This is a genomic window from Paenibacillus sp. ALE3 (assembly GCF_054113405.1).
The window spans coordinates 2,998,649-3,024,159 of record NZ_CM134214.1; the positions used below are offsets into that span (position 1 = coordinate 2,998,649).

The 25,511-nt window shown below is 45.9% G+C and carries 24 protein-coding genes; all 24 read right to left on the reverse strand.

Annotated features, from left to right (window positions below; translation table 11 throughout):
- Positions 1 to 151: 151 nt before the first annotated feature.
- Positions 152 to 2,830, reverse strand: a complete 2,679-nt coding sequence (locus ACXHJ2_RS12930; RefSeq protein ID WP_165079996.1) for an FtsK/SpoIIIE family DNA translocase — start codon at positions 2,828 to 2,830, stop codon at positions 152 to 154.
- 103 nt (positions 2,831 to 2,933) lie between these two features.
- Positions 2,934 to 3,146, reverse strand: coding sequence for a YlzJ-like family protein (locus tag ACXHJ2_RS12935; protein ID WP_013370739.1), 213 nt, complete (start codon positions 3,144 to 3,146; stop codon positions 2,934 to 2,936).
- Positions 3,143 to 3,991 (reverse strand): ClpP family protease, encoded by an 849-nt coding sequence (locus ACXHJ2_RS12940; protein ID WP_165079997.1) that lies wholly within the window; start codon positions 3,989 to 3,991, stop codon positions 3,143 to 3,145. Before ACXHJ2_RS12940 ends, ACXHJ2_RS12935 begins: the two co-directional genes overlap by 4 nt.
- A gap of 229 nt (positions 3,992 to 4,220) precedes the next feature.
- The gene (locus tag ACXHJ2_RS12945; RefSeq protein ID WP_013370737.1) at positions 4,221 to 5,900 is read right to left on the reverse strand and encodes a ribonuclease J; all 1,680 of its coding nucleotides are present in this window, start codon (positions 5,898 to 5,900) and stop codon (positions 4,221 to 4,223) included.
- Between the two features lie 346 nt (positions 5,901 to 6,246).
- A complete protein-coding gene (gene dapA / locus ACXHJ2_RS12950) occupies positions 6,247 to 7,128 on the reverse strand; it encodes a 4-hydroxy-tetrahydrodipicolinate synthase (protein ID WP_013370736.1) in 882 nt (293 codons plus the stop codon).
- A gap of 41 nt (positions 7,129 to 7,169) precedes the next feature.
- Positions 7,170 to 8,387, reverse strand: a complete 1,218-nt coding sequence (gene dapG, locus ACXHJ2_RS12955; protein WP_058710519.1) for an aspartate kinase — start codon at positions 8,385 to 8,387, stop codon at positions 7,170 to 7,172.
- Between the two features lie 35 nt (positions 8,388 to 8,422).
- Positions 8,423 to 9,460, reverse strand: a complete 1,038-nt coding sequence (locus ACXHJ2_RS12960; protein WP_040101549.1) for an aspartate-semialdehyde dehydrogenase — start codon at positions 9,458 to 9,460, stop codon at positions 8,423 to 8,425.
- A 134-nt stretch (positions 9,461 to 9,594) separates the two neighbouring features.
- A complete protein-coding gene (locus tag ACXHJ2_RS12965) occupies positions 9,595 to 10,188 on the reverse strand; it encodes a dipicolinate synthase subunit B (RefSeq protein ID WP_013370733.1) in 594 nt (197 codons plus the stop codon).
- Positions 10,185 to 11,084, reverse strand: a complete 900-nt coding sequence (gene dpsA / locus ACXHJ2_RS12970) for a dipicolinate synthase subunit DpsA (protein ID WP_040101550.1) — start codon at positions 11,082 to 11,084, stop codon at positions 10,185 to 10,187. The genes ACXHJ2_RS12965 and dpsA overlap by 4 nt, the downstream gene beginning before the upstream one ends.
- 204 nt (positions 11,085 to 11,288) lie before the next feature.
- Positions 11,289 to 11,735: a dUTP diphosphatase gene (dut, locus tag ACXHJ2_RS12975; protein ID WP_040101551.1), complete on the reverse strand. Its 447-nt coding sequence runs from the start codon at positions 11,733 to 11,735 to the stop codon at positions 11,289 to 11,291.
- A complete protein-coding gene (locus ACXHJ2_RS12980; RefSeq protein ID WP_165079998.1) occupies positions 11,719 to 12,978 on the reverse strand; it encodes a M16 family metallopeptidase in 1,260 nt (419 codons plus the stop codon). Before ACXHJ2_RS12980 ends, dut begins: the two co-directional genes overlap by 17 nt.
- Before the next feature lie 66 nt (positions 12,979 to 13,044).
- Positions 13,045 to 14,052, reverse strand: a complete 1,008-nt coding sequence (locus tag ACXHJ2_RS12985; protein WP_165079999.1) for a polysaccharide deacetylase family protein — start codon at positions 14,050 to 14,052, stop codon at positions 13,045 to 13,047.
- Positions 14,053 to 14,269: 217 nt separating this feature from the next.
- Entirely contained in the window at positions 14,270 to 16,372 is a 2,103-nt protein-coding gene (gene pnp, locus ACXHJ2_RS12990) for a polyribonucleotide nucleotidyltransferase (protein WP_165080000.1), read from the reverse strand.
- A gap of 214 nt (positions 16,373 to 16,586) precedes the next feature.
- On the reverse strand, positions 16,587 to 16,856 hold the full coding sequence (gene rpsO / locus ACXHJ2_RS12995) for a 30S ribosomal protein S15 (protein ID WP_007430074.1): 270 nt from the start codon (positions 16,854 to 16,856) through the stop codon (positions 16,587 to 16,589).
- Positions 16,857 to 16,988: 132 nt separating this feature from the next.
- A complete protein-coding gene (locus ACXHJ2_RS13000; protein ID WP_165080001.1) occupies positions 16,989 to 17,927 on the reverse strand; it encodes a bifunctional riboflavin kinase/FAD synthetase in 939 nt (312 codons plus the stop codon).
- Between the two features lie 168 nt (positions 17,928 to 18,095).
- On the reverse strand, positions 18,096 to 19,034 hold the full coding sequence (truB, locus tag ACXHJ2_RS13005) for a tRNA pseudouridine(55) synthase TruB (RefSeq protein ID WP_165080002.1): 939 nt from the start codon (positions 19,032 to 19,034) through the stop codon (positions 18,096 to 18,098).
- Positions 19,031 to 20,008 carry a DHH family phosphoesterase gene (locus tag ACXHJ2_RS13010; protein ID WP_016820982.1) on the reverse strand — a complete coding sequence of 326 codons (978 nt, stop codon included), beginning with the start codon at positions 20,006 to 20,008 and terminating at the stop codon, positions 19,031 to 19,033. Before ACXHJ2_RS13010 ends, truB begins: the two co-directional genes overlap by 4 nt.
- A 48-nt stretch (positions 20,009 to 20,056) precedes the next feature.
- Complete coding sequence (gene rbfA, locus ACXHJ2_RS13015; RefSeq protein ID WP_013370723.1) at positions 20,057 to 20,407, reverse strand: 30S ribosome-binding factor RbfA; 351 nt, start codon at positions 20,405 to 20,407, stop codon at positions 20,057 to 20,059.
- 20 nt (positions 20,408 to 20,427) lie between these two features.
- Positions 20,428 to 22,953 carry a translation initiation factor IF-2 gene (gene infB, locus ACXHJ2_RS13020; protein ID WP_129549112.1) on the reverse strand — a complete coding sequence of 842 codons (2,526 nt, stop codon included), beginning with the start codon at positions 22,951 to 22,953 and terminating at the stop codon, positions 20,428 to 20,430.
- Positions 22,946 to 23,269 carry a L7Ae/L30e/S12e/Gadd45 family ribosomal protein gene (locus ACXHJ2_RS13025; RefSeq protein ID WP_007430068.1) on the reverse strand — a complete coding sequence of 108 codons (324 nt, stop codon included), beginning with the start codon at positions 23,267 to 23,269 and terminating at the stop codon, positions 22,946 to 22,948. Before ACXHJ2_RS13025 ends, infB begins: the two co-directional genes overlap by 8 nt.
- Positions 23,262 to 23,570 (reverse strand): RNase P modulator RnpM, encoded by a 309-nt coding sequence (gene rnpM / locus ACXHJ2_RS13030; protein ID WP_007430067.1) that lies wholly within the window; start codon positions 23,568 to 23,570, stop codon positions 23,262 to 23,264. The genes ACXHJ2_RS13025 and rnpM overlap by 8 nt, the downstream gene beginning before the upstream one ends.
- A 23-nt stretch (positions 23,571 to 23,593) precedes the next feature.
- Positions 23,594 to 24,691: a transcription termination factor NusA gene (gene nusA / locus ACXHJ2_RS13035; RefSeq protein ID WP_013370720.1), complete on the reverse strand. Its 1,098-nt coding sequence runs from the start codon at positions 24,689 to 24,691 to the stop codon at positions 23,594 to 23,596.
- Positions 24,692 to 24,792: 101 nt separating this feature from the next.
- Positions 24,793 to 25,254, reverse strand: a complete 462-nt coding sequence (rimP, locus tag ACXHJ2_RS13040; RefSeq protein ID WP_013370719.1) for a ribosome maturation factor RimP — start codon at positions 25,252 to 25,254, stop codon at positions 24,793 to 24,795.
- Complete coding sequence (locus ACXHJ2_RS13045; protein ID WP_155742210.1) at positions 25,251 to 25,430, reverse strand: hypothetical protein; 180 nt, start codon at positions 25,428 to 25,430, stop codon at positions 25,251 to 25,253. Before ACXHJ2_RS13045 ends, rimP begins: the two co-directional genes overlap by 4 nt.
- Between the last annotated feature and the right edge of the window lie 81 nt (positions 25,431 to 25,511).

Here is a 25,511-nt window from a genome sequence, read left to right on the forward strand (position 1 = left end):
TATTCACCCTTTTAATCTTCTTTTAGCAGGCAGTTCCAAACCTCAAAAAAACATCACAAAAAAACGCTATTTGCGTGCATGGAGTTGTCATACTTAACAACTCATCATGCGTACAAACAGCGTTTTAATGAAATGCTGTAAAAGATAATGCTCAGGAGCTAACTTTATTTTGCTGATATTGTTCCATTGAGATAAGTACCTCACGGGGCTTACTTCCCTCGTAAGGACCGATGACACCGCGAGCTTCCATGGAGTCAATCAGTCGGGCAGCACGCGTATAACCGATCCGCATACGGCGCTGAAGGAGCGAAACGGAAGCTTGTTTAGCCTCTAAAATGATGTTGACAGCTTGATCATACAGCTCATCCAGCATTTCATCCGCATCAGTGGATACCTCTTCCACCTCCGGCACAAGCGTTTCATCATACTGCGCTTCACCCTGTTCACGTACATAGTTAACAATGTTTTCCACTTCCTGATCACTCATAAATGCTCCCTGAACACGGACTGGTTTGGAAGCACCCATCGGCATGAACAGCATGTCACCACGTCCGAGCAGTTTCTCAGCACCACCCATATCCAGTATGGTGCGGGAATCCACCTGCGAAGAAACGCCGAAGGCAATACGTGAAGGAATATTGGCTTTAATAACCCCTGTAATTACGTCAACTGAAGGTCTTTGTGTTGCAATAATCAGATGGATGCCTGCTGCACGCGCCATTTGGGCAAGTCGCGCAATCGCATCCTCCACATCTCCTGCAGCAACCATCATCAAATCTGCCAGCTCGTCCACAATAACGACAATGTAAGGGAGAAATGCATCCGGGTTATCCTTCATCAAATTGTTGTAACCCTCAATATTACGGGTGCCTGATTTGGAAAACAGCTCATACCTTTTTTCCATTTCAACTACAATTTTCTTCAATGCCAGTGAGGCACGCTTTGGATCAGTCACGACCGGAGCCAATAAATGGGGAATTCCGTTATACACGTTCAACTCTACCATCTTGGGATCGACCATCAGAAATTTCACTTCATCCGGCTTCGCTTTGTACAAAATACTCGTGATAATCCCATTGATACACACCGATTTACCCGAACCCGTAGCTCCAGCTACAAGCAGATGGGGCATCTTGGCTAAATTACCGACAATCGTTTGTCCTGCAATATCACGTCCAAATGCAATCGACAAATTGGAAACTGATTCCTGGAAAACTGTCGTCTCCATTACCTCACGCATGGTTACGATAGAAACTTCATTATTCGGAACTTCTATCCCTATGGCGGACTTGCCGGGAATAGGTGCCTCCATACGGATATCCTTTGCAGCAAGCGCAAGTGCAATGTCATCCGTCAGACTCACAATCCGGCTAACCTTCACGCCAATGTCTGGCTGGATTTCATAGCGTGTGACGGCTGGACCACGTACAACCTCCAGCACTTTCGCCCGAACACCGAAGCTCTCCAGCGTGGCCTCCAGCTTGCGTGCTGTTTGCATGTAATCCTTTTGTCCCATGCCTTTGCCTGCATTTTGCGGTTTGGCAAGCAAACGAAACGATGGGAGCTTGTACGGCTTAGGCGGTGGTGGAGCTGGAATAGCTACATTGGTCCCTTCAGCTTCTTCGCCTGTCAACCCGTTAGCAATCGTCTGAGCCAGTTCCTGAGCTTCTTCTGATGTCCCATGGATCGTTGGCGAATCATTTATATTCATATCCGCATCAGCATCCATAAAATTACTATCCAGGTGTTCATCAATAATGGAATCGTTCCGCACTCCACCTGTCAGGGAGTCTTCAAGTTCAGCCTCTGATCTTTTTTCCTCATTTTTCACTTGTTCGAAGAAGTCCCTAATGATTGGCGATCTTTTTACCGGAATTGAGGCTTCCTGTTCAGCGTGTTCGACCACGTCAGACAGTTCTTCTCCCTGATTGCCATTTCTCCACTGAGGCTGCACGTCCCCAGCCTCATATAGAAGATCATGTTCATCTTCATCAGCATGGGCAGGGTGCTCTTCCTTGTCCGCCTTATCTGTATTTTTAAGGCCAAACAACTGAAAGAAAATGGGCTGCTTGCGTGCTGGAGGCTGCATTTCATCAAAGTCATCATCCATATCCTCCTCATAGGCAGGAATAGGCTCAGATTTGGGTTTTCTATTTCCGCTGCCCTTGCTTGATGCAGAAAGCGGAGTGGCTTTTCCAGTCCATTTTTTCCGCACGCTTCCCCCGGCTGTCAGCAGTTTGGTCTTTACAATCCGCACTAAATCCACATAAGACAGTTGAGTCATCAGCATAAAACAAATGACGAACATGACAATCATGATCAGCTTAGCTCCTGTGAGACCAAACAGCCACAACAGAACGGTAAGCTGTAATGCGCCAACGTAGCCCCCGCTAATATCCTTATTCAGCATGGAGGTATGGCCTTGCTGGTCAGGCGACAGCAACTGCTCACGCATATCTATATGTATCTGAGTCATCACTCCGCCCGGCTGAAGCGCGTTGATCGGTCCCAAACGCTGCTCCATAGATGAAATAGAACTCATAAGTGTAAAGGCAAATACCAACAACAGCAAACCCGTCTTCCGTGAGTTCCACTGGTTCGGCCACTTGCGGTGAATCATCACCATCAGACCATAATAAATGCCAATCAGGGGGATCACAAAATAGAATTTCCCCAGTACAAGCCCAAACATCTTGGATAGCGACCGACCAACCGCCGCTTCACCCGACAACGCAATGACCGCCAATGTAATCAGCACAATGCCGTAAATTTCATATTTTAAAACTCCACCAAATATGGCTTTCTTTTTTCTTTTTCTTCTTCTGGACATACAAGGTCACCCCCCAGAAGAATATTATACCACGTCACTCGCTATCCGCACATATGTTCTTTTTCAGCAGCAAATGACCTATTTCTGTACTATTCGACAGCTTCTATGACCACTCGATGACCTGACCTGGTCCATAACGAGGATTGAGGTAGGCTTCCAATGGGCAGTCCAACAGCCTTACTATGATCCCCCGACGACTTTCAAGCGGCTGTACCTGCATAAGCAGACCGTCTACCCGGACCTCTACAAGCTCCTCTCCTTCCTTCCACATACCTTCCCACACCAATTCCATTGGCATTACAGTATATAATGTCATTGGGGTAGCTCCTTGCTGTGCTCACTTGAAGGGGCTCCTGTAGGGGTGCCTGTAGCATTGGGTGAAAAAGGGGCATATGGAGTCTGCTGTGGAGCCCCTGTCATCCCATTTTGCTGACGGCGCGTCTCAATGATGGTATTCAACTGTTTTAGCGCCTCTCCTATCCCACCAACCGCATCCATCAAACCGTATTTTACTGCATCGACTCCTCCAACCGCTGTACCAATGTCACGGTTTAATTCTCCAGTTTTGAACATCAGTTCCTTGAACCGATCTTCTGTGATGCGGGAATGAGAAACGACGAAGCGGACGACACGCTCCTGCATTTTTTCCATATATTCAAAAGTCTGTGGGACTCCAATGACCAGGCCGCTCATACGAATAGGATGAATGGTCATCGTCGCACTCTCGGCAATGTAAGAATAAGTAGAAGATACGGCAATCGGCACACCGATACTATGCCCTCCACCTATGACAATGGTCACTGTTGGTTTACTCATGGATGCGATCATCTCTGCAATAGCCAGTCCTGCCTCTACATCTCCGCCAACTGTATTTAGCAAAATCATTAATCCTTCGATACGTGGGTTTTGCTCTGCCGCTACCAACTGCGGAATAATATGCTCATATTTTGTTGTTTTGTTTTGAGGCGGTAAGATGAGATGTCCTTCAATCTGACCGATAATCGTCATACAAAAAATATTGGACTCGCTTCCGGGCATGGAGGTTTGACCCAGCTGCTGTAAAGCCTCCATAGCAGGTAAAACAGGTCTTTGTCCAACTTCTGGTTGTTCTGGCGCTTCCGTTTCCTCGTTGCCAGAAGATAAATTGCTGTAATGTTCCATATGGGTGATCTTCCTTTCGCTTTACGCATCTATGTGCCCCGTATTCACCCTATAGTATGGGATAGAAATGGAATATTTTATACCCACCTCCATGCCTTTCCTCAACCCCAAAATCAAAAAAAGCCTCTCTCCCCGCGGAAACCGTCCAATATTTCCTGCGGGAAGAGAGGCGACTGTGTGCCTGTGACTTAAGTTTTTAATTCAAGTTTTTGAACATATTTCAATTGAATCACACTTCCATTATAATTGGCAGAATCATCGGTCTGCGACGAGTTTGCTCATACAAGAAGCGACCCAGTGCATCCTTGACATTTGTCTTGAGGGAAGCCCATTCATTTACATTTTCACTCATGAGCTTGTGCAGTGTACTTGAAACAATACGATTTGCTTCATCCAGCAAACCTTCTGATTCACGAACATACACGAAACCACGGGAAATGATATCCGGGCCCGACTTAATCGTGCCATCTTGCTTGCTCAGTGTGACAACCACTACCAAAATACCGTCCTGTGACAACAATTTGCGGTCGCGCAACACGATATTTCCTACATCTCCTACACCTAGTCCATCAATCAGTACGTTACCTGCTGTAACTTTACCAGCTCTACGTGCTCCGCCATTCTGAATTTCAATGACTTCACCGATATCCGTGATAAAGATATTTTCAGGCTCGATACCTACTCCTTCAGCAAGCAGAGCGTGACGACGCTGCATTCTGAACTCACCGTGAATTGGCAAGAAGAATTTTGGTTTCATCAGATTCAGCATCAGCTTGAGTTCTTCCTGGCTGCCGTGTCCAGAAACGTGGATACCAGGATTAGCTGCACTGTAGTACACATTGGCACCCAGACGGAACAGCTCATCAATAGTGCGTCCAACATATTTTTCATTACCTGGTACCGGAGTAGCTGCGATGATCACTGAGTCCCCTGGAAGGATATCTACCTTACGATGCGTAGAACGAGCCATTCTTGTCAAAGCAGACATTGGTTCACCCTGACTACCTGTGCAGAGAATAACTACGCGATCCGCTGACATTTTGCCAACTTCTTCAGGCTCAATCAGCATTCCATCTGGGATTTCCAAGTAGCCCAAATCAGAGGCAATACCTACGACATTAACCATGCTGCGACCAATAACCGTTACTTTACGTCCGGTTGCCTCAGCAGCATTAATGACCTGCTGAATGCGATGTACGTTCGAAGCAAAAGTGGCTACGACCACACGCTGTCTCGACTTGCGGAAAATATCTTCCAGCACAATGCCAACGCTCTTTTCCGAAGGTGTAAAGCCCGGTTTTTCGGCATTAGTACTGTCTGACAATAGAGCCAGTACGCCACGTGTGCCAATCTCAGCCATACGCTGCAAATCTGCATATTGTCCGTTCACCGGAGTATGATCAAATTTGAAGTCTCCTGTATGAACAACAGCGCCTTCAGGAGTATCAATGCAAACACCTACAGAATCAGGAATACTATGGTTGGTTTTGAAGAATGTTACTTTCAATGTGGAGCCCAGCTTGATTTCGGAATCAGCATTGATCAAAATACGTTTGGTTTCACCAAGCAGATTCGCTTCCTTCAGCTTGTTTTCCACCAGTCCCAGCGTCAATTTGGTACCATATACAGGTACATTCAAATGTTTCAGCACGTAAGGCAAACCGCCGATATGGTCCTCGTGACCATGAGTCAACACAATGCCTCTTACTTTGTCGCGGTTCTCTGTAAGGTAGGAAATATCAGGAATAACGATATCGATGCCAAGCATGTCCTCTTCCGGAAATTTCAGACCGGAATCCACCACGACAATGTCATTGCCGTATTGAACGACATACATATTTTTCCCGATTTCACCGACGCCGCCCAAAGCGAAAATCATCAATTTATCGTTGTTTGTTTTTTTAGACAAATGAATCTAAACCTCCTATGGTAGTTGGACGTCGTACCTTGATTTGTTATTTAATTTTCAAAAAAATACCGCACCCAGTCACTTGACCCCATTATACATGATTAAAATACGAAAAAACAAGTCATCCTGTTCGTTACGCTAGGTTTCCCACTGCCTTCTCAAACCATAAGTATGTATCATTTTATCTACATGCCTGGTTAACAGCATAGCAAAAAGGACGTTCTATAAGAACGCCCTTCATATCGGAAGACCTTGTCAGGGCAATAACCCAGTCGATATTATACCTACCGACTGCCCTTAACAAGGATACTCCTTGTATTCATCAACATCTTTCGTCTATTTCTTTTTAGCGGGTAAATAAATTCTTAATAAACTCTGCTTCATCCTCGGTAGGCGGGATAAGTGGCAACCGAACTGAACCTACCTTAATCCCCCGTAACTCCAATGCATACTTTACAGCTACCGGATTAGGCAAAGGATGAGGACAGCCGAACATGCCCTTAAAAATCGGGAACAACTGTTGATGCAGTTTTGCTGCCTCTTGAGCGTGTCCTCCTACAAAGGAATCCAGCATTCGCTTCATTTCTGCACCTACCACGTGACTTGCTACGCTGATAATGCCATAAGCACCTACAGCCATGGCAGGTAATCCAGATGCATCATCCCCGGAATAAACCAGAAAACCTTCTGGTGCTGCCGCTGCAATCTGTGTAACTTGTGCAAGTGATGCACATTCTTTGGTTCCTACAATGTTCGGAATTTGTGCAAGCCGCAGTGTCGTTTCAGCTGTCAGGCTGGCACCGGTACGGCTTGGAACATTATACAGTATCGCTGGAAGGGATGTGGAGTTTGCAATACTTTTGAAGTGCTGATACATCCCTTCCTGATTCGGTTTATTATAATATGGCACTACCAGCAGCACACCGTCTGCTCCCGCCTGCTCCGCAGCACGGGTGAGGTGGATGGAATGACGTGTGTTATTGCTTCCTGTCCCTGCAATAATTTTACATCGCCCAGCTGCTTTTTCTACAACAAATGCAAACAGCTTAATTTTTTCATCATCACTCAGGGTAGGAGACTCCCCTGTTGTTCCAGATACAACAAGTGACTCTGAATGCTGTTCTTCTATTAAATAATCAATCAACGAGGACAATGCAGTCCAGTCAATCTCTCCTTGCTGATCAAAAGGTGTCACCATTGCGGTAATCAATCTGCCGAAGTTCACCATGCTGCCTCCTTTTTTTGCAAGTCCGAGCACGGACAATGCGCCTATTGATGGAGTTCAAATTTATTATGCAATGCGCGTACAGCCTGCACCATATCTTCCTTTTTAACAAGTACCCAAATCGTGGTGTTGGAATCTGCCGATTGAAGGATCTGTACGTCTGATTCTGTCAATGCCTCCACAATTGTCGCCATAATACCTGGTACCCCGTTGATACCACCGCCTATGACCGAAACTTTAGCACACCCGGCCAGTATTTTAGGCTCTAGACCCAAACCGTTAAGTACTTCAACCGCTTTGCTTCCATCATTATCAAATACGGTATAAACCGCTCCTGATGGAGTTACATTAATGAAATCGACGCTGATTCCGTGTTCAGCCATAGATTTGAATACTTGTAATTGCAAGTGCTCCAAACCCGACTTTAATTCAACAGTAATTTGAGTAACATTGCCGACATACGCAATACCGGTCACGAAGCGGTCTACGATATCTGCCTGCACATCTTTAAAGCCTTCCGGATGGGTAACCAACGTCCCCTCTCCCTCGGAGAAGGTAGAGCGAACCCGTACCGGAATATTAGCCTGCATGGCTATTTCAACAGCACGAGGATGGATCACCTTTGCTCCCTGATGAGCCATATTACAAATTTCCGTATAGCTAACATGTGAAAGCGGCTTCGCATTTTCCACAATACGCGGATCAGCGGTCAATATACCATTCACATCTGTATAAATATCAACCATATCCGCATGTAGAGCAGCACCTAGTGCAGTAGCTGACGTATCGCTGCCTCCCCGACCAAGGGTAGTCATATCACCATCAGCTGTTTGTCCCTGAAAACCAGTCACAATGACCACTCTGCCTTGGTTCAGTTCTTCCACAATACGGTCTGGCTTGATATCCAAAATCCGAGCATTGCCGTATTGATCATCCGTAATAAAGCCTGCCTGTGCTCCAGTCAGCACTGTAGCAGGGATACCTTCCTTCTCCATCAGGCTGCACAATGTAGCAGCAGAAATGATTTCACCACAGCACAGCAGTAAATCCCGTTCGCGCTTCGGAAGACTGTCGCCGTTAGAAGCCGCCCAATCCAGCAACGTGTCCGTGGCATAAGGCTCTCCTTTCCTCCCCATGGCCGACACAACAACAACCAATTGAAAATTTTGCTTCAGTTCCCGCTTCACATGTGCCAGCACAAGTTGACGCGCTTCAGGTGTGGATAGCGAGGTTCCCCCAAATTTTTGCACCAAAATACCCATTATTCTTCCCCCATATACTCCCGGCTTTAGGAACGTTACTCCGCTTTTGCAGCAATAATTTCCGCGATTTGCACCGCGTTCCATGCGGCTCCCTTGAGCAGATTGTCGGATACGACCCACAAGTTCAAACCACGGCTATTGCCCAAATCACGACGTACACGCCCTACGAATACGTCAGGTTTTCCTGCCGCTTCGGATGCCAGCGGATAAAGCTGGGCAGCAGGATCGTCTACCAGCGTTACTCCAGGTGCGGAAGCCAACAGATTACGAACTTCTTCTAGATCATAATCTTTTTTAAGCTCTACATAGACGGATTCCGAGTGACCGTATACAACAGGAATACGCACACACGTTGCTGTTACGTCTACAGAATCGTCACCCAGTATTTTTTTCGTTTCGCGTACCATTTTCATTTCTTCCAGTGTATAGCCATTATCCTGAAACTTATCGATTTGCGGAATAGCATTGAAAGCAATCTGATGTTTTACTGGCAAAGAACCTACCGGCAGCAGATCTGGCTGAACCTCATCACCGTTAAGAATGGCTGCGCTTTGACGATTCAATTCATCAATAGCACGGCTTCCAGCGCCCGATACGGCCTGGTATGTGGATACTATGATACGAGAAATGCCATATTGATCATATAATGGTTTCAAAGCAGCTACCATCTGGATGGTGGAGCAGTTCGGGTTGGCGATAATTCCCTGATGCTCGGCAATTTTATCGCTGTTCACCTCAGGTACTACAAGAGGAGCTGTCGGTTCCATTCGGAATGCGTTGGTGTTGTCAATGCAAACTGCCCCATGACGAACAGCATGCGGCGCCAGTTCCTTACTTACGTCTCCGCCTGCACTAAACAAAGCAATGTCGATTCCTTCAAAGCTGTCGGGAGTAGCAATCTCTACTGGAATCTGCTGACCTTTAAAGCTAATTAACGTGCCGGCAGAACGAGGCGAAGAAAGAAATTTGATTTTGTCCACAGGAAAATCTCGTTTTTCCAGCAGATTTACGATCTGTTCGCCTACAGCGCCTGTCGCTCCAACGACAGCTACATTAAACTTTCTATTGCTCATCTGGTGTATCTCCCCTTCTCGACTAAAAAACCATTTTTTATTCTGAAAGCATCCACCGCCAACAAGAAATTAGACTCGATGCATTATCGAATCATCTTCTAGGCGAGGGATGCTCAGCAGTTAACTATAGTACTTCATGGGGTCTTGCGTTCCACAATCATCGGCTGAATCTGTTTGCCCTGCAATGCTTCATAGGCAGCCTCTGGAATCAACTCCATATTGGCTACAAGCGAGTTCGGCTTTTTAACTGGATTATCCTGTCCGAACGGCACAAAAAAGATGTTTTTGGCTACTAGTAACTTGGCGATATTAGCAGCATTTAGACCAAGTCCATCATTAGTAGATATGGCTAAAAGAAGTGGACGACCATTGCGTAATTGCGCCTTGGCAGCCATTAAAACCGGACTGTCTGTCATCGCATTCGCTAACTTACTCATCGAATTCCCCGTCAACGGTGCAATCACCAGCACATCGAGCATTTGGGAGGGTCCCAGTGGCTCAGCCTCCACAATTGTAGAAATGATATCATTCCCTGTTATATCTTTCAACTGTTTTTGCCAACTTTGCGAAGTACCGAAACGAGTATCCGTTGTTAGTACGGTATTGGATATAATCGGAACGACCTTCGCACCCTCATCTACGAAGCGCTGTATAACAGGCATTACCTCTTCAAACGTGCAATGTGAGCCTGTAATGGCATAACCTACTGTTTTCCCTTGCCAACTCATTGCGCATCCCCCCGATCAGGATTATCTTCCATTAACAACTGCACCAGCGTATTCGCTATAATGGTACCAGCAGTTTTGGGAGCAACAATACCGGGAAGACCGGGGGCAAGCATAGCCGTAATTCCTCGTTTTTCCGCATACCGGAAATCACAACCGCCCGGGGCAGAAGCAAGATCTATAATCACGGTGCTTAGTGGCAATTTAGACAGGATTTGCGCTGTGATAATCATAGAGGGTATCGTATTAAAAATCAAGTCAACTCCCTTTGTCTCATTCGCTAAATCCCTCGTCATAAAAGGCTTCCAACCCATTTCTACAGCTCTCGCTGCATCCTCTGCCCGCCGTACTCCAACCTTCACTTTGGCTCCCAATCCCTGTAGTGCCCTTGCCATGGTAAATCCAGTCCGTCCCATGCCTAGAACCATACAATCTGCACCATGAATCGTAAAATCAGTATGCTGAATTGCCATCATCAGTGCGCCTTCAGCCGTAGGTATAGAATTGTATATGGCCACATCATCTCTTTCCAGCAGCTCAACCAGCTTCAATTCATGTCTGGTACATATTTCTTTTAAGTACGCTCGCGCCATCCCTGTATATACAACGCAATGCGGTGGAAGAGCAGCAGCATGCTCATTCAGAAACTGGAGCTTCTGTGCTCCGAAAAGTGCATTTACGTTGCCTTCCTCATCGCATCCCACCACCGGTAGAATCAGTGCGTCTGACGATTCCAGCAGCTTGACAGACATGGGTTCTAGTGTGACTCCTTTGAGTGGTACTTCAAGCATGTCAAAGCCGACCACGGTGACGGTAGCATCCATGTCCACACATTTGCGGATTACCTCAAGCTGCCTCGCATCTCCACCCAAAACAACGATGCGCATTCCTGTTAGCATCCGGATCACTCCTTTCCGAGACACGATATGCTTTTAGTCTATGCAGATGCCCGGAGAGGGGTGAAAAAACACAAAAAAAGCCGCCCCTCTACGGGACGACTTTTATGTATATGCTTTACTCTTAAACGAGTAATATTGAAGTTTTTGCAAAATGACAATTGGATTACATTGTTGGATTACAGGTTTTGCAAGTAAATCGTAGACTCAGCGTCCTGTATGACCAAACCCACCAGCACCCCGCACTGTTTCAGACAAATGGTCTACTTGTTTCAGCTCGACCTCAGGCACAACCTGAAATACCATTTGTGCAATTCGCTCATTGCGCGTAATGGTGAACGGTTCCTCGCCTAAATTGATAAGGAGCACCTTAATCTCCCCACGATAATCTGCATCAATCGTCCCAGGTGTGTTAAGACAAGTAATACCATGCTTGAGAGCCAGTCCACTACGCGGACGGATTTGTGCCTCTAATCCTGCTGGCATAGCTATTGCAAATCCAGTTGGAACGAGACATCGTTTGCCAGGTTCCAGAACCAAATCCTCCTGCACTGCTGCATACAAGTCAAACCCAGATGCAAGCTCTGACATTTTGCGGGGCAGCTCAATATCTTCATTGCCCCCGAGTCTGTTAATTTCAACGTAAGCTAACAAAATAGTCCCTCCTCATATCCTTAACCGCTGAATCACTCGATCCGACCATTGACAGAGCAAACGGCTCCGAAAACATCCGATCCAGCACTTTGTTCACATCATCAGCCGTTACTTGCTCGATGTGTTCAATCATTTGATCCAGCGTATAATGCTGACCCAACATTAACTCATTCTTTCCAAGACGGTTCATCCGGCTACCAGTGCTCTCAAGGCTTAAAATCAGACTTCCTTTTAGCTGCTCCTTGCCTTTGCGAAGCTCATTAGCGTCCAAACCGTTGACAGCTACATCTCGCAACAACTCCAGTGTCAAATCGAGCACATCCTTTGTTTGCTTAGGAGCGGTGCCTGCGTAGATCGTGAACATTCCACTATCTGCATGGGAGCTATGATAGGAATAGACCGAATAAGCCAGTCCGCGTTTTTCACGAATTTCTTGAAATAAACGTGAGCTCATGCCCCCGCCGATCGCGTTATTCAGCAAAACCATAGCATACTGGAGATCGTCGCCTATTGCAAATCCAGGCAGGGATAGACAAATGTGATTCTGCTCCGTTGCTTTCTCATGGTACAACAGCTGACCGTTAAACGCAGGTACTGTCAGTGGCGAAAAGGTTCCATGATTATCGAAATGCCCAAAATGTTGCTCCAGCAATTCTACAAGACGATCGTCAACATTACCAGCCACACTGATAACTGTATTATCAATTGTATAGTGCTCCTTCATATAATGGCTGAGATGTGAGCTATCCATAGCTAGCAGGTGATCTTCGGTTCCGAGAATTGGATAAGCCAGTGGGTGCTCACCATAGGCCGCGCGAGAAACAAGATCGTGCACCATATCATCAGGTGTGTCCTCGTACATGGAGATTTCCTCCAAAATCACATTTTTCTCCCTTGCTAGCTCTTCCTGATCCAATTTGGAATTAAAGAACATATCAGACAGTACATCGACTGCGATCGGTAGATGCTCATCTAGCACTTTTGCATAATAGCACGTATATTCCTTCGAAGTGAAAGCATTAACATTTCCTCCGATGGCGTCAAATTGCTCAGCGATTTCCTTAGCACTAAAACGCTCTGTTCCTTTGAAAAGCATGTGTTCAATAAAATGAGAAATACCGCTATTGTCCGATGTTTCGTTCCGGGAACCGGTTTTAACCCAGATGCCGAAAGAAACAGAACGCACGGTTGGAATTTTTTCGATGACCACTCTTAGGCCGTTTTTAAGTTGAATTCTTTCCACGCTTGGCCCTCCTAAACTGAATTGCATACTTAGCCATAATGTTCAATCCTAACAGAAAAAAGACATTCACTCAACCGGAGCTGGTAGCTGCCGATCAGGGGAAAGCGTCTGACTAACAGTTCCAAGTACAAGTCCTTTACTACGGATGGCATGAATCATGCCTTTGAGAGCAGCAGCAGACGAATCTGTTGGGTGCATCAATATCAGGGAGCCTGACTCAACCTTGCTGTTAATTTTATGAACCACCGATTGCGGTGACGGATGTTTCCAATCTACGGTGTCCAATGTCCACAACACTGTTTTGAGCCCATGTTCTGCTGCTATATCCACTGTTTGTTGATTAAAGTCACCCGATGGAGGGGCAAACCAATTATTTTTGACACCTAAAGTTTGTTGAAGAAGCTCTTCCGTCTTTTCGATTTCTTGTACGGCTCTGGCTCGGCTCAAACGACTCATATTAGGATGAGAGTAAGCATGATTCGAAAGCTCATGCCCTCTTCTTTGAATTTCCTTGGCGAGTTCAGGATTTTTCTTCAGCCAACTTCCATCAAGAAAAAATGTAGCCTTAACCTTCTCCTGATCCAATGTATCCAATATAGGCACGATAAACTCATTCCCCCATGCTACGTTGATCATGAAGGAAACCATTGGTTTTTCAGGATTGCCCCTGTAAATTGGAACATTACCCAGTTGATTTAAATGTATTTTGGGTGCCAATTGGCGATATACATATTGAATAGGCCGATCTGGAGCTGCAATGGCTTTGCGATAGGTAGCATCCAGATCGACCTCCAGTCCGTTATAACCTGGAATAGCCTTCCATACCCTGTCTATCTTAGCATCAACTGGTTCTCTTCGCTGACGCGTTGCTTCTGTCTTTAGTCGCTGCATAAGCGCATTATCAGGCAAGGCTACTACCGCCATCGTGGGTGTAGCTTCAAGCTCTTCGGCTCCTGTAGCGTCTCCATTGCGTAATTGACTAGCGTAGTCACGAACCCCGCTAAACTGCCCAATTACCAGTGTGATGGCTAAAGTGACTACCACCCACACTGCTCGTTTCACCCTACTCATCATTCCTTCATCCTCCCGCTCGTTTGTCCACATTGTATGCGAGAAGGACAAGATCTATGACGTAGTAAGCTATAAAAGCCCACTTGGGTGCAGCTTGTGCATATGTATGAAAAAAGAGCCAGAAACGTAGCTCTGCCTCTTTCCAAAAACTTAATTAATGCTATTCAAACCCCTTATTTTGTACAAACGTATAGACTCCCTGTGGTATGCGAACCACAACCTAGGACTTAGCAGGAGCTTCAGCCGTCAGTACTGCCTTACGGGACAAATTGACACGACCTTGCTGATCGATTTCAGTTACTTTCACTGTAATTGTATCACCAATAGCAATGACATCTTCAACTTTGGCTACACGCTCAGTAGACAGTTGAGAAATATGAACCAGACCATCTTTACCCGGTAAAATTTCAACAAATGCGCCGAATTTTTCAATTCGTTTGACTGTACCGATGTAAATCTCGCCGACCACGACTTCTTTTACGATACCTTCAATAATGGAACGCGCCTTCTCATTCATCTCTTGATTTGTAGAAGCGATGAACACACGACCATCTTGTTCAATATCGATTTTCACGCCGGTTTCTTCGATGATCTTGTTGATGATTTTACCACCAGCTCCAATAACATCACGGATTTTGTCCGGGTTAATGTGCATTGTCATAATTTTTGGAGCATACGGAGACAATTGCTCACGTGGTTTCTGGATCGCTTCCATCATTTTTCCAAGAATGAACAAACGTCCTTCTCTGGCTTGCTTGAGCGCATCCTGTAAAATATTGCGGTCAATACCGTCAATTTTAATATCCATTTGAATGGCAGTTACGCCTTCCGCAGTACCAGCAACTTTAAAGTCCATATCGCCCAGATGATCTTCCATACCCTGAATATCCGTCAGTATGGAAACATGATCTCCATCCTTGATCAATCCCATAGCTACGCCTGCAACTGGAGCTTTAATCGGTACACCTGCATCCATCATCGCCAGTGTGCTTGCACAAATACTAGCTTGTGAGGTCGATCCATTCGATTCCAGCACTTCGGAAACCAGACGGATCGTGTACGGAAATTCAGTTTCGGAAGGAATTACTTTGGAAAGCGCACGCTCACCAAGAGCACCATGTCCGATTTCACGACGACCCGGCGCGCGCAATGGACGAGCCTCACCTACGCTGAATGGAGGGAAATTGTAATGATGCATGAAGCGTTTGGTTTCTTCCAGATCAATACCGTCCAGAATTTGTACATCCCCTAGTGCACCAAGAGTACAAACGCTAAGCGCCTGCGTTTGCCCACGTGTAAACAAGCCTGAACCGTGCGTACGCGGCAAAATGCTAGTGTCGCTTTCAATTGGACGAATTTCGTCAAGCTTACGACCATCAGGGCGCACTTTATCATGCGTAATCAGACGACGGACTTCTTCTTTAACGATATCATAGAGAACTTCGCTCACATCACTCAAAAGCTCAGGTGTCTCTATGTATTGTGCTTCAAAATGGGCAACGGTCTCTTCGTTAACTGCATCAATCGCCTCTTGACGGGCATGTTTTTCTGCAATTTTAACGGCTTCCACCAAACGATCAGCTGCATAAGCACGTACTTCACTGTTCACTTTTTCATCAACAGCATGCAGCTTAACCTGCATTTTCTCTTTACCTGCTACTTGCACCAATTGTTCAATAACTGCCACAATGTTCTTAATCTCATCATGTCCGAACATAATAGCTTCGAGCATAACTTCCTCTGGAATCTCATCGCCTTCTGCTTCTACCATCATAATGGCATCTTTTGTTCCAGCTACAACGAGATACAGATCGCTTGTGTTTTGCTGTGCAATATCTGGATTAATCACAAATTGTCCGTTTACACGACCTACAGCAACTCCGCCAATTGGACCGTTAAAAGGAACATCCGAAATACTGAGTGCTGCTGAGGTTCCAATCATGGCTGCAATTTCTGGTTCGCAATCCTGATCAACACTCATGACTAGGTTTAACACCTGCACATCATTGCGGAAACCTTCAGGGAACAATGGGCGAATTGGACGGTCTGTCAAACGACTGGATAAAATCGCCTTTTGACTCGGGCGTCCTTCACGCTTAATAAATCCGCCAGGAATTTTCCCCACAGCATACAATCTTTCCTCATAGTTCACGGTCAGCGGAAAAAAGTCCAAATCTTTCGGTTCACGGGAAGCGGTCACAGTACACAGCACAACTGTTTCTCCGTAACTCACCTTAACTGCCGCATTGGCTTGTTTTGCAAGACGTCCTGTTTCAAGCACCAGCTTTCTTCCGCCGAGTTGCATTTCTACGCGTTGCTCCATGGTATCCCTCCATTTCATTTCATTGTAAAAGTTCTATACACATCCAGTATTTCCTGCGCAGGTCTTATTCATAAGAAATTCACAGACAAAATAGGATATGTAATTCAAAAAAAGATTCCTCATTTCAAAAAAGAACCCGGCTGCTGTCCGCCGTCGCCTTAGCAGGGACAAGCGGTGAACAACCAGGCTTCTTTTCTCATTACATGTCTGAAAATTAACGACGCAGTCCGAGACGCTCGATCAACGCACTGTAACGTTTAACATCAGTCTTCTTCAGGTAAGCCAAAAGTTTACGACGCTGACCGACCATTTTCAACAACCCGCGGCGGGAGTGATGGTCTTTCTTGTGCGAACGAAAGTGACTTTGCAAGTTGACGATGTTTTCAGTAAGGATAGCGATTTGTACCTCAGGTGATCCTGTATCGGATTCATGAGTTTTGTACTCCTCGATCAATTGCTGTTTACGCTCTTGAGTCAATGCCATCCTGTTCACCTCCTTCATTATAATCGCCATTAGCCTCGTAACCGCCGGTGAAAGCGGACAACCAAGCTAAGGTTCATCGTTGTTTACACAACATAAGTCAGTATAACACAGCGCCTGTCTTATGTAAATAAATTAGCCCAACAGCTTTTTAGCCGTTTGTGCGTCATTGCCAATTTGGCTGATCAGTTCATCCACTGAAGAGAATTTGCGTTCAGGGCGGATGTAATGGTGAAGCTCAATGAGCACAGACTCCCCATAAATTTGTTGATTAAAATCAAAAAGATGTACCTCAAACGACGGATTCAGCACACCTTCATGAAAAGTAGGCTTAACCCCTACATTCATTACACCATTTATCCAATGATCACCTATGAGCGCTCGTACAGCATATACACCCTTAACCGGAATGACATAAGAATCATCCAGCTTGAGATTAGCTGTCGGAAAACCGATTGTGCGTCCGCGCTTCTCACCATCCATCACAGTACCCTGGATACGATAAGGGCGTCCCAACCAGCGCGAGGCATGTGCTAAATCCCCCGTCTGTAAAGCACGGCGAATGCCTGAGCTGCTTACCTTATCCCCATCCAGTTCGAACGGTGGTACAGTGTAGACAGACATCAGCTCTCCTCCCAGCTTCCGAAGCGTATCCTCATGCCCGGCTCCCCGGTGGCCAAACCTAAAATCAAAACCTACTACCGCCGTTAGAATTTGTAATGGAAGTAACACGTCTGTTATAAAAGCCTCCGGGCTAACCTTGGAAAATTCTTCGTTAAAACTTAAAATATAAAGTACATCCACACCCATATCGAACAGAATAGTCTGCTTATCCGCAAGCGGTGTTAAATAACCTTCATAATCGCCTTTTTTCATGACTTCCTTCGGATGAGGGTGAAATGTCATGACAGATACTGGCACTTTCTGTTCGCGAGCGAGCGCGACGGCCTTGCGTATCACGCTTGCATGTCCCAGATGAAGGCCGTCGAACTGGCCGATCGCCGTGACTTGTGGACGTCCCCATTGCTGCAATAGCTCATCACTCAAAGGATAAGATAACGATACGGTAATCATATTCATTCACCTGCATTTCACATCATTTGACTAACTTCGTCAAAAATTATAGCACAATTCAAGGTGAAAAACGTCTATCAGCATAATTTCACAGAAGCCAGGCCGCAGTCTAGGAGAAAATCTCTGGCGATTATAGAATGATTCAGCTCCGCTGAAAATTTATAAATTCTACAAACTTAAAAAAACTTTAATTGGAGCGATCGCACCTGATTCATCCCGTCCATATATGCCTAAAAACGTTTTATCCTCTTTATATAATCGGAAAGGCTGGTTGTCTGTCACTAGTGGTGAAATCATACTCAGCGACAGGCGTTGGCCTTGCAGAGCCGCAGCTGCCTTGGATTCAGCCACTGTATGCTCAGGCATATAGTCAATTGCTTTATCGGTGGCGATAAGCCGCTCACCTAGGCTACCATCGGCTACATAGCGCTCAATTTCTTCAAATGTTAAACAATGTTCTGCAGAAATTCCCGCAGACATGGTTCGCTCCAGCTTAACCATTGTTGAAGGATATCCCAATTCACGGCCAATATCAACACATAGTGTACGGATGTAAGTACCTTTGGAGCATAAAGCACGAAAAGAAATATCCACATGCGCCCCCATCTTCGCAAATCCCGTCATTTCCAGCTCGTAAATGCTCACTTCACGACTTTTACGCTCCACGGTTTTGCCCTCTCGAGCCAGCTCGTATAGACGTTTTCCATCTACTTTGAGGGCAGAGTACATGGGTGGGACTTGGGAGATCGTACCAACGAAACGCTCCAAAACCGCTTTGGCTTCCATTTCGGTCACCTCAACCGGACGTTCGCTCTCTTCTGTTATTGTCCCAGTCAGGTCTTCGGTATCAGTGGCAATGCCTAAGCGCAGTGTAGCCCGGTATTCCTTGGGTCGCTCTTGCATGTACTCCACCACTCGGGTGGCGCGTCCCAGACACAAGGGCAGAACACCGGTTACCTGCGGATCTAGTGTCCCAGTATGTCCTATTCGCTTCATCCCCAATAAACGGCGAGCCTTGGCCACCACATCATGAGAGGTAAATCCAGCAGGTTTATAAACAGGTAGAACACCTTCCCAAGTTGCCTGTTCCTTCTTTATTGGGTTCATAGCTCAGACTTCACCCGCCCTACAACGGTCTCAATGATATCTTCCAACTTACCCTCTAGCCGACAGCCAGCCGCACGTACATGACCACCGCCCCCGAACGATTGAGCGAGCGCAGCTACATCAACGTTCCCTGCCGATCTCAAACTTGCCTTGGTCGCTTGATCATTAATAACTTTAAAGAAAATGCCTACTTCAACCCCACGAATATTTCTTGGATAATTCACGATGCCTTCTAAGTCCTCATTTACAGCACCGCATTCTGTCATATCATCAGGTGTTACAACGACCCAAGCAACTTTACCATCCTCCGACATCGTGAGCGTTTGCAATGCTTTGGTCAGCACTTTCATTTGGGGAAATGTCATTTCCTCAAGCAATTTCTCGGACAAAAATGGGCCATCAACACCATAAGCAAGTAGTTGCGATACCGTAGACATCACTTTCGGTGAAGTGTTGGAGTAGCGGAAGCCTCCCGTATCCGTTAACAACCCTGTATATACAGCTGTTGCTACTTCTACATCCCAAGTTACTGCAAACTTTTCCAATAAATCAAAAAGAATTTCCGCTGTTGCCGCAGCATCTGACTTAATCACATTAATCGCACCATAAGCGTCGTTCGTTGGATGATGATCAATATTCAGAATAATGGCATCTTCCGTAAAAAACTGCTCTGTCAAACCAACACGACGGTAATCCGCACAATCTACACAAATGATTCGGTTGTATTTCCGTTCTGGCGGTTGTTGACTCATATCCATAATCTCATCGGCATGCCATAAAAAATCCATGCGTTTAGGAATAGGTCCCTCATTCAGCATGGTAAATTTCTTCCCCAGACATGAGAGAAGCCAGCCCACCGTTACGGTGGAGCTGACTGCGTCTCCGTCCGGCTGTACATGCGATACGATCAGGTAATCATCATGCTCCAGAATAAATTCCTTCGCTTGTTGAAGCGCCTGTTCATAGGTATGCATTGCCGTCTCCTTTACATTCAGTTCATGGTTCTTCAGACTAACAAAAACCTATTTCTCATCCTTGTCGATATCACTCAACAGCTTTTCAATTCGGCTGCCATAAGCAATAGATTCGTCAATTTTGAAAATCAGCTCAGGAATATGGCGAAGCCGTATCCGTTTGCCAAGTTCAGAACGGAGATAACCGTTCGCTTTGTCCAGCGCCTTCAGAGAAGAAGTTTTTTGTTCTTCATCTCCAAGTACGCTCAAGTATACTTTCGCTTGGGACAAATCGTTTGTGACATCGACACCAGTCACCGTAATAAAACCGATACGTGGGTCTTTTAATTCGGTCTGTATGAGTAGGCTTAGTTCCTTCTTAATCTGCTCGCCAACTCGACCTGTACGTATTTTAGCCATGGGTGCTCACCTCTCTGCCGTTAGCGCTCCACTGTTTCCATGACGAACGCTTCAATAATGTCGGATTCCTTAACATCATTATAACCATCAAGGGTGATACCACATTCGTAACCTTGGGCAACTTCTTTTGCGTCGTCCTTAAAGCGTTTCAGTGAGTCGATTTTACCTTCAAAAATAACGATACCATCACGAATCAGACGTGCTTCTGCTGAACGAGTAATTTTGCCGGACGTCACCATACAACCAGCAATCGTACCGACTTTAGTAACTTTAAACACGTTACGAACTTCAGCGTGACCGATCACATTTTCTTTATATTCAGGGTCCAGCATGCCTTTCATAGCCTGCTCGATTTCTTCAATAACATTGTAAATAACGCGATGCAGACGAATGTCCACTTTTTCAGCTTCCGCTGTAGATTTCGCCTGATTATCAGGACGAACGTTAAATCCAATAACAATAGCATTGGATGCCGCAGCCAAAATAATATCGGATTCGGTGATTGCACCTGCACCACTGTGAAGAATTTTGACGCGTACACCTTCAACTTCAATCTTGTTCAAGGAGCCTTTCAGCGCTTCAACAGAACCTTGTACGTCACCTTTAATAATGACGTTCAGATCCTTCATCTCGCCATCCTTGATGTGTTGGAACAGGTCATCCAGCGTTACGCGGGTATTACTGCCCAGATCAGATTGACGTTGCGTAATCGCACGTTTATCAGCGATAGCACGAGCTTTACGCTCATCCTCGAACACCATGAACGGATCGCCTGCAAGTGGAACTTCTGTCAGACCAGTAATTTCAACTGGAGTGGAAGGACCTGCTTCCTTAAGACGACGACCTTTATCGTTAACCATGGCACGTACACGTCCGAAGCAGTTACCTGCTACGAATGCATCGCCGACTTTCAGTGTCCCGTTTTGAACGAGAATCCGGGCTACAGAACCGCGACCTTTATCCAGCTCAGCCTCAATAATAGTACCACGTGCCCGTTTATCTGGGTTCGCTTTGTACTCATTCACTTCAGCTACGAGCAGAATCATTTCGAGCAAATCTTCCAGGCCCATTCTTTGTTTAGCGGAAACATTGACAAAAATTGTATCGCCGCCCCACTCTTCGGGCACCAATTCATATTCTGTAAGTTCTTGCTTTACTTTGTCCGGGTTGGCATCCGGTTTGTCGATTTTGTTTACAGCTACGATTATTGGTAGACCTGCTGCTTTTGCATGGCTAATGGCTTCAACCGTTTGTGGCATAACACCGTCATCAGCTGCAACCACAATAATCGTCATATCTGTTACTTGAGCACCACGTGCACGCATAGCGGTAAAGGCTTCGTGACCTGGTGTATCCAAGAAAGTGATTTTTTTGCTGTTAATTTCAACTTGGTATGCACCAATGTGCTGTGTAATACCGCCAGCTTCACCACCTGTTACATTCGTGGAGCGAATGGCATCCAGCAAAGTTGTTTTACCATGATCGACGTGACCCATAATTGTTACAACCGGTGGACGTGTTCTCAAATCCGCTGGATCATCATTTTCTTCCACAGTTTCAAAACGATCTTCTTCCACTGGGATTTTCACTTCTACCTCGACGCCAAAGTCACCAGCAAGCAAGAGAATGGTATCCATATCCAGTTCTTGGTTGATGGTCGCCATTGTTCCGAGCATGATCAATTTTTTGATGACTTCTGAAGCATCCTTGTGAAGAAGCTTGGCTGTTTCGCCTACAGTCATCTCACCACGCACAATAATTTTCTTAGGCGTGTTGTCGATTTTCTCGCGACGCTCCAGTTGTTGACCTTTACCACGGTTGTTGAATTTACCACCACGATTGTTTCCACCACGGTTGTTGCCTCCACGACCACCGTTACCACCGCGTCCTCCGCCTTGACGGTTATCGTCAAAACGTCCTTGACCGGAACGGTTACCGCTGTTGTTGGAGTTGCCACCTGTACGGCTGCCACCACTGCGGTTGGAATTATTGCTTCCTGCCGAAGAAGAAGTTCTTACTGCACCACCCTGGCTGCTTCCCTGAGGACGTGAACCTGTGTTATTGCTACCGGTACGCTGTTGTCCTCCCTGCTGTTGACCATTACTACGGTTCTGAGTGCCTTGCTGGCCGACTGGTCTACTAGAACCTTGTTGACTGCGGTTTTGACCGCCCTGCTGACTGCTTTGCGCTTTTGGAGCGCTGCTTCGATTACTGTTTTGGTTGTTGTTTGTCCTATTCATACTTACCTGCTTTTCCTGTTGATTTTTGGTTTGCTCCGTTGAATGATTACTATTCTGGCTTGAACCGGTCTGATTCGAGCTTACTTGCGCCGTACCTGCTTCGCCTTGCTTGACCGCAGCATTGGATTTAATATTCTTAAAAAAATTTTCCACTTTACCTACGGCATCATGTTCCATGACGCTCATATGGTTGTTCACGGGAATATCCAGCCGTTTAAGAATGGTGATAATTTCTTTGCTGCTCATGTTCAACGATTTGGCGTATTCGTATACCCGCACTTTGTCTTTGCTTTCTTGTTTACTCAATATACTCCACCTCCGACATTATCCCCGCATGTTTCATGATCAATTTCGCGAATCCTTGATCCGTCACAGCCAGCACGACCCGTTCAGGTTTGCCGATGCTGCTTCCCAAGCTTTCCCGGTCAAATCCTATCAATAAGGGGATTTTGTACGTCCCGCATTTGTCGCGGAATTTCTTTTGAGTATTCATTGAAGCATCTTTCGCAAGAATGACCAGCTTGGCTTCTGAAGACCTGATCGCTTTATAAACGATCTCATCACCTGTTAGCAACTTGCCAGCTCTCATGGCAAGCCCCAATCCAGACAGCGCCTTATTCATCCTGCACGCTGCCTTGTGCCGCCAGGAATTCTTCCTCGACGGCAGCAAAATCACGACTTAGCTGCTCATAAATATCAGGATGGACCGAGTGCTTCAATGCTCGATCCAGTGCCTTGCTCTTTTGAGCCAACTTGAAGCAGGCGGCTTTGCCGCACAAGTAAGCGCCGCGTCCCGACTTTTTGCCAGTCAAGTCAATCAACACTTCGTCTTCAGGGGTTTTGACGACACGGATTAACTGCTTCTTTGGCATCATTTCATGACAGGCGACACATTTGCGCAAAGGTATCTTTCTCTGTTTCATGCATTAACCCCCCTACACTCCGCTTAATCTACAGAAACGGAATCCTGATGCATTTCATCGGTGGATGTTCTCGGTCTGCCGAGTTCTTCCTCCGCCTGTGTTTCACTCTTAATATCAATTTTCCAGCCAGTAAGCTTAGCAGCAAGGCGAGCATTTTGCCCTTTGATACCAATAGCTAGAGAAAGCTGATAATCAGGTACTATAACGCGAGCCATTTTCTCTTCTTCAAACACCTGTACTTCAAGCACCTTGGACGGACTCAAAGCATTAGCCACGTATTCATCAACATTATCAGAATAGCGTACAATGTCGATTTTTTCGCCACGCAGCTCGTTTACAATGGTCTGCACCCGCGTTCCTCTTGGTCCCACACAAGAACCTACCGGATCAACCTCGGCGTTACGAGAATGAACAGCGATTTTAGAACGGAAGCCTGCTTCACGCGCTACGGAACGAATCTCTACAACACCGTCAAAAATTTCAGGCACTTCGAGTTCGAACAAACGCTTAAGCAGACCCGGATGTGATCGGGACAGCATAATTTGCGGTCCTTTGGTTGTGTTCTCCACCTTGGTAATATAAGCCTTAATCCGATCCAAATGGTTGAATTTCTCATTAGGCATTAGCTCACTCAACGGAAGAACTGCTTCCACCTTGCCAAGATCAATATAAATATTGCGTGGATCTTGGCGCTGTACAGTTCCTGTTACAATATCCTCTTCCTTGTCCACAAACTTGTTGTAGATCAGTCCCCGTTCCGCTTCGCGAATGCGCTGGGTCACGACTTGCTTCGCTGTTTGTGCAGCAATCCGTCCAAAATCACGTGGTGTGACTTCAATTTCAGCAACATCCTCCAACTGAAAATGTGGGTTAATCTCACGGGCTGCCGGCAACGAAATCTCGGTGCGAGGATCCAATACCTCCTCAACAATCAGCTTACGGGCATATACCTTAATGACTCCCGAGTTGCGGTTCATATCAACACGCACGTTTTGTGCGGTATTGAAATTCCGTTTGTAACTGGAGATCAGGGCTGCTTCAATGGCCTCAAACAGCACGTCCTTACTGATCCCCTTTTCTCTTTCCAACTCGTTCATTGCTTCAATAAAATCCATACTCATGGATTACTGCTCCCCCTTTCAAATGATGGCACCTGCGTACTGGTCGGCACACGAGGCAAAAAACATGTAGTACATGTCAAACAGCAACAATCAAATCTGAATTAAAATATGATCGCGAGCCTTGCACCGGCTACCTTGTCATAAGGTATGGTATGCTTCTTTTGTCCACTTTGGACGGTGAGTTCCCCATCTTCAAAAGAAAGCAAACGGCCTTCGAATTCCTTCAGACCGTTAATCGGCTCGTATGTAGTAACGAATACGTTTTTGCCTACCGCTTTAGTGACATCCTCCGCTTTTTTCAGCGGTCTCTCGGCGCCTGGTGAAGACACCTCCAGAAAATATGCTGTAGAAACAGGGTCATTTTCATCCAGCTTTTGACCCAAATATTCACTGATCATACTACAGTCGTCCAGATCAATTCCTCCGTCTTTATCTACAAAAACACGAAGAAACCAATTGCTACCCTCTTTGACATACTCGACATCGACCAGTTCAAAACCATGCTCATCGAGGTAAGGTTGGGCCATTTCTTCTACTACTGATTTGATCTTTGGTGTGCTCAAAGATTATAACCTCCAAAAGTGAACTTTCCTGTGGTGAAAAAGAGATACCCTCTTGCCGTGGGCAATGCTTCTCCATCACCGGCATTTTCATTTTCATTTGATGTAATGTTCATTTTGGGCTCACTGCAAATAAACCGGCGTACCGGTTGCCTGCCCAAAAATAACCTTTTTTTCACGTTGTACCTGTATATCAAACAGTAAAGAGTGGGTTTCCCCACTCTTTTAGCAACGGTTTTATCTCCATGATTACCAAAAAA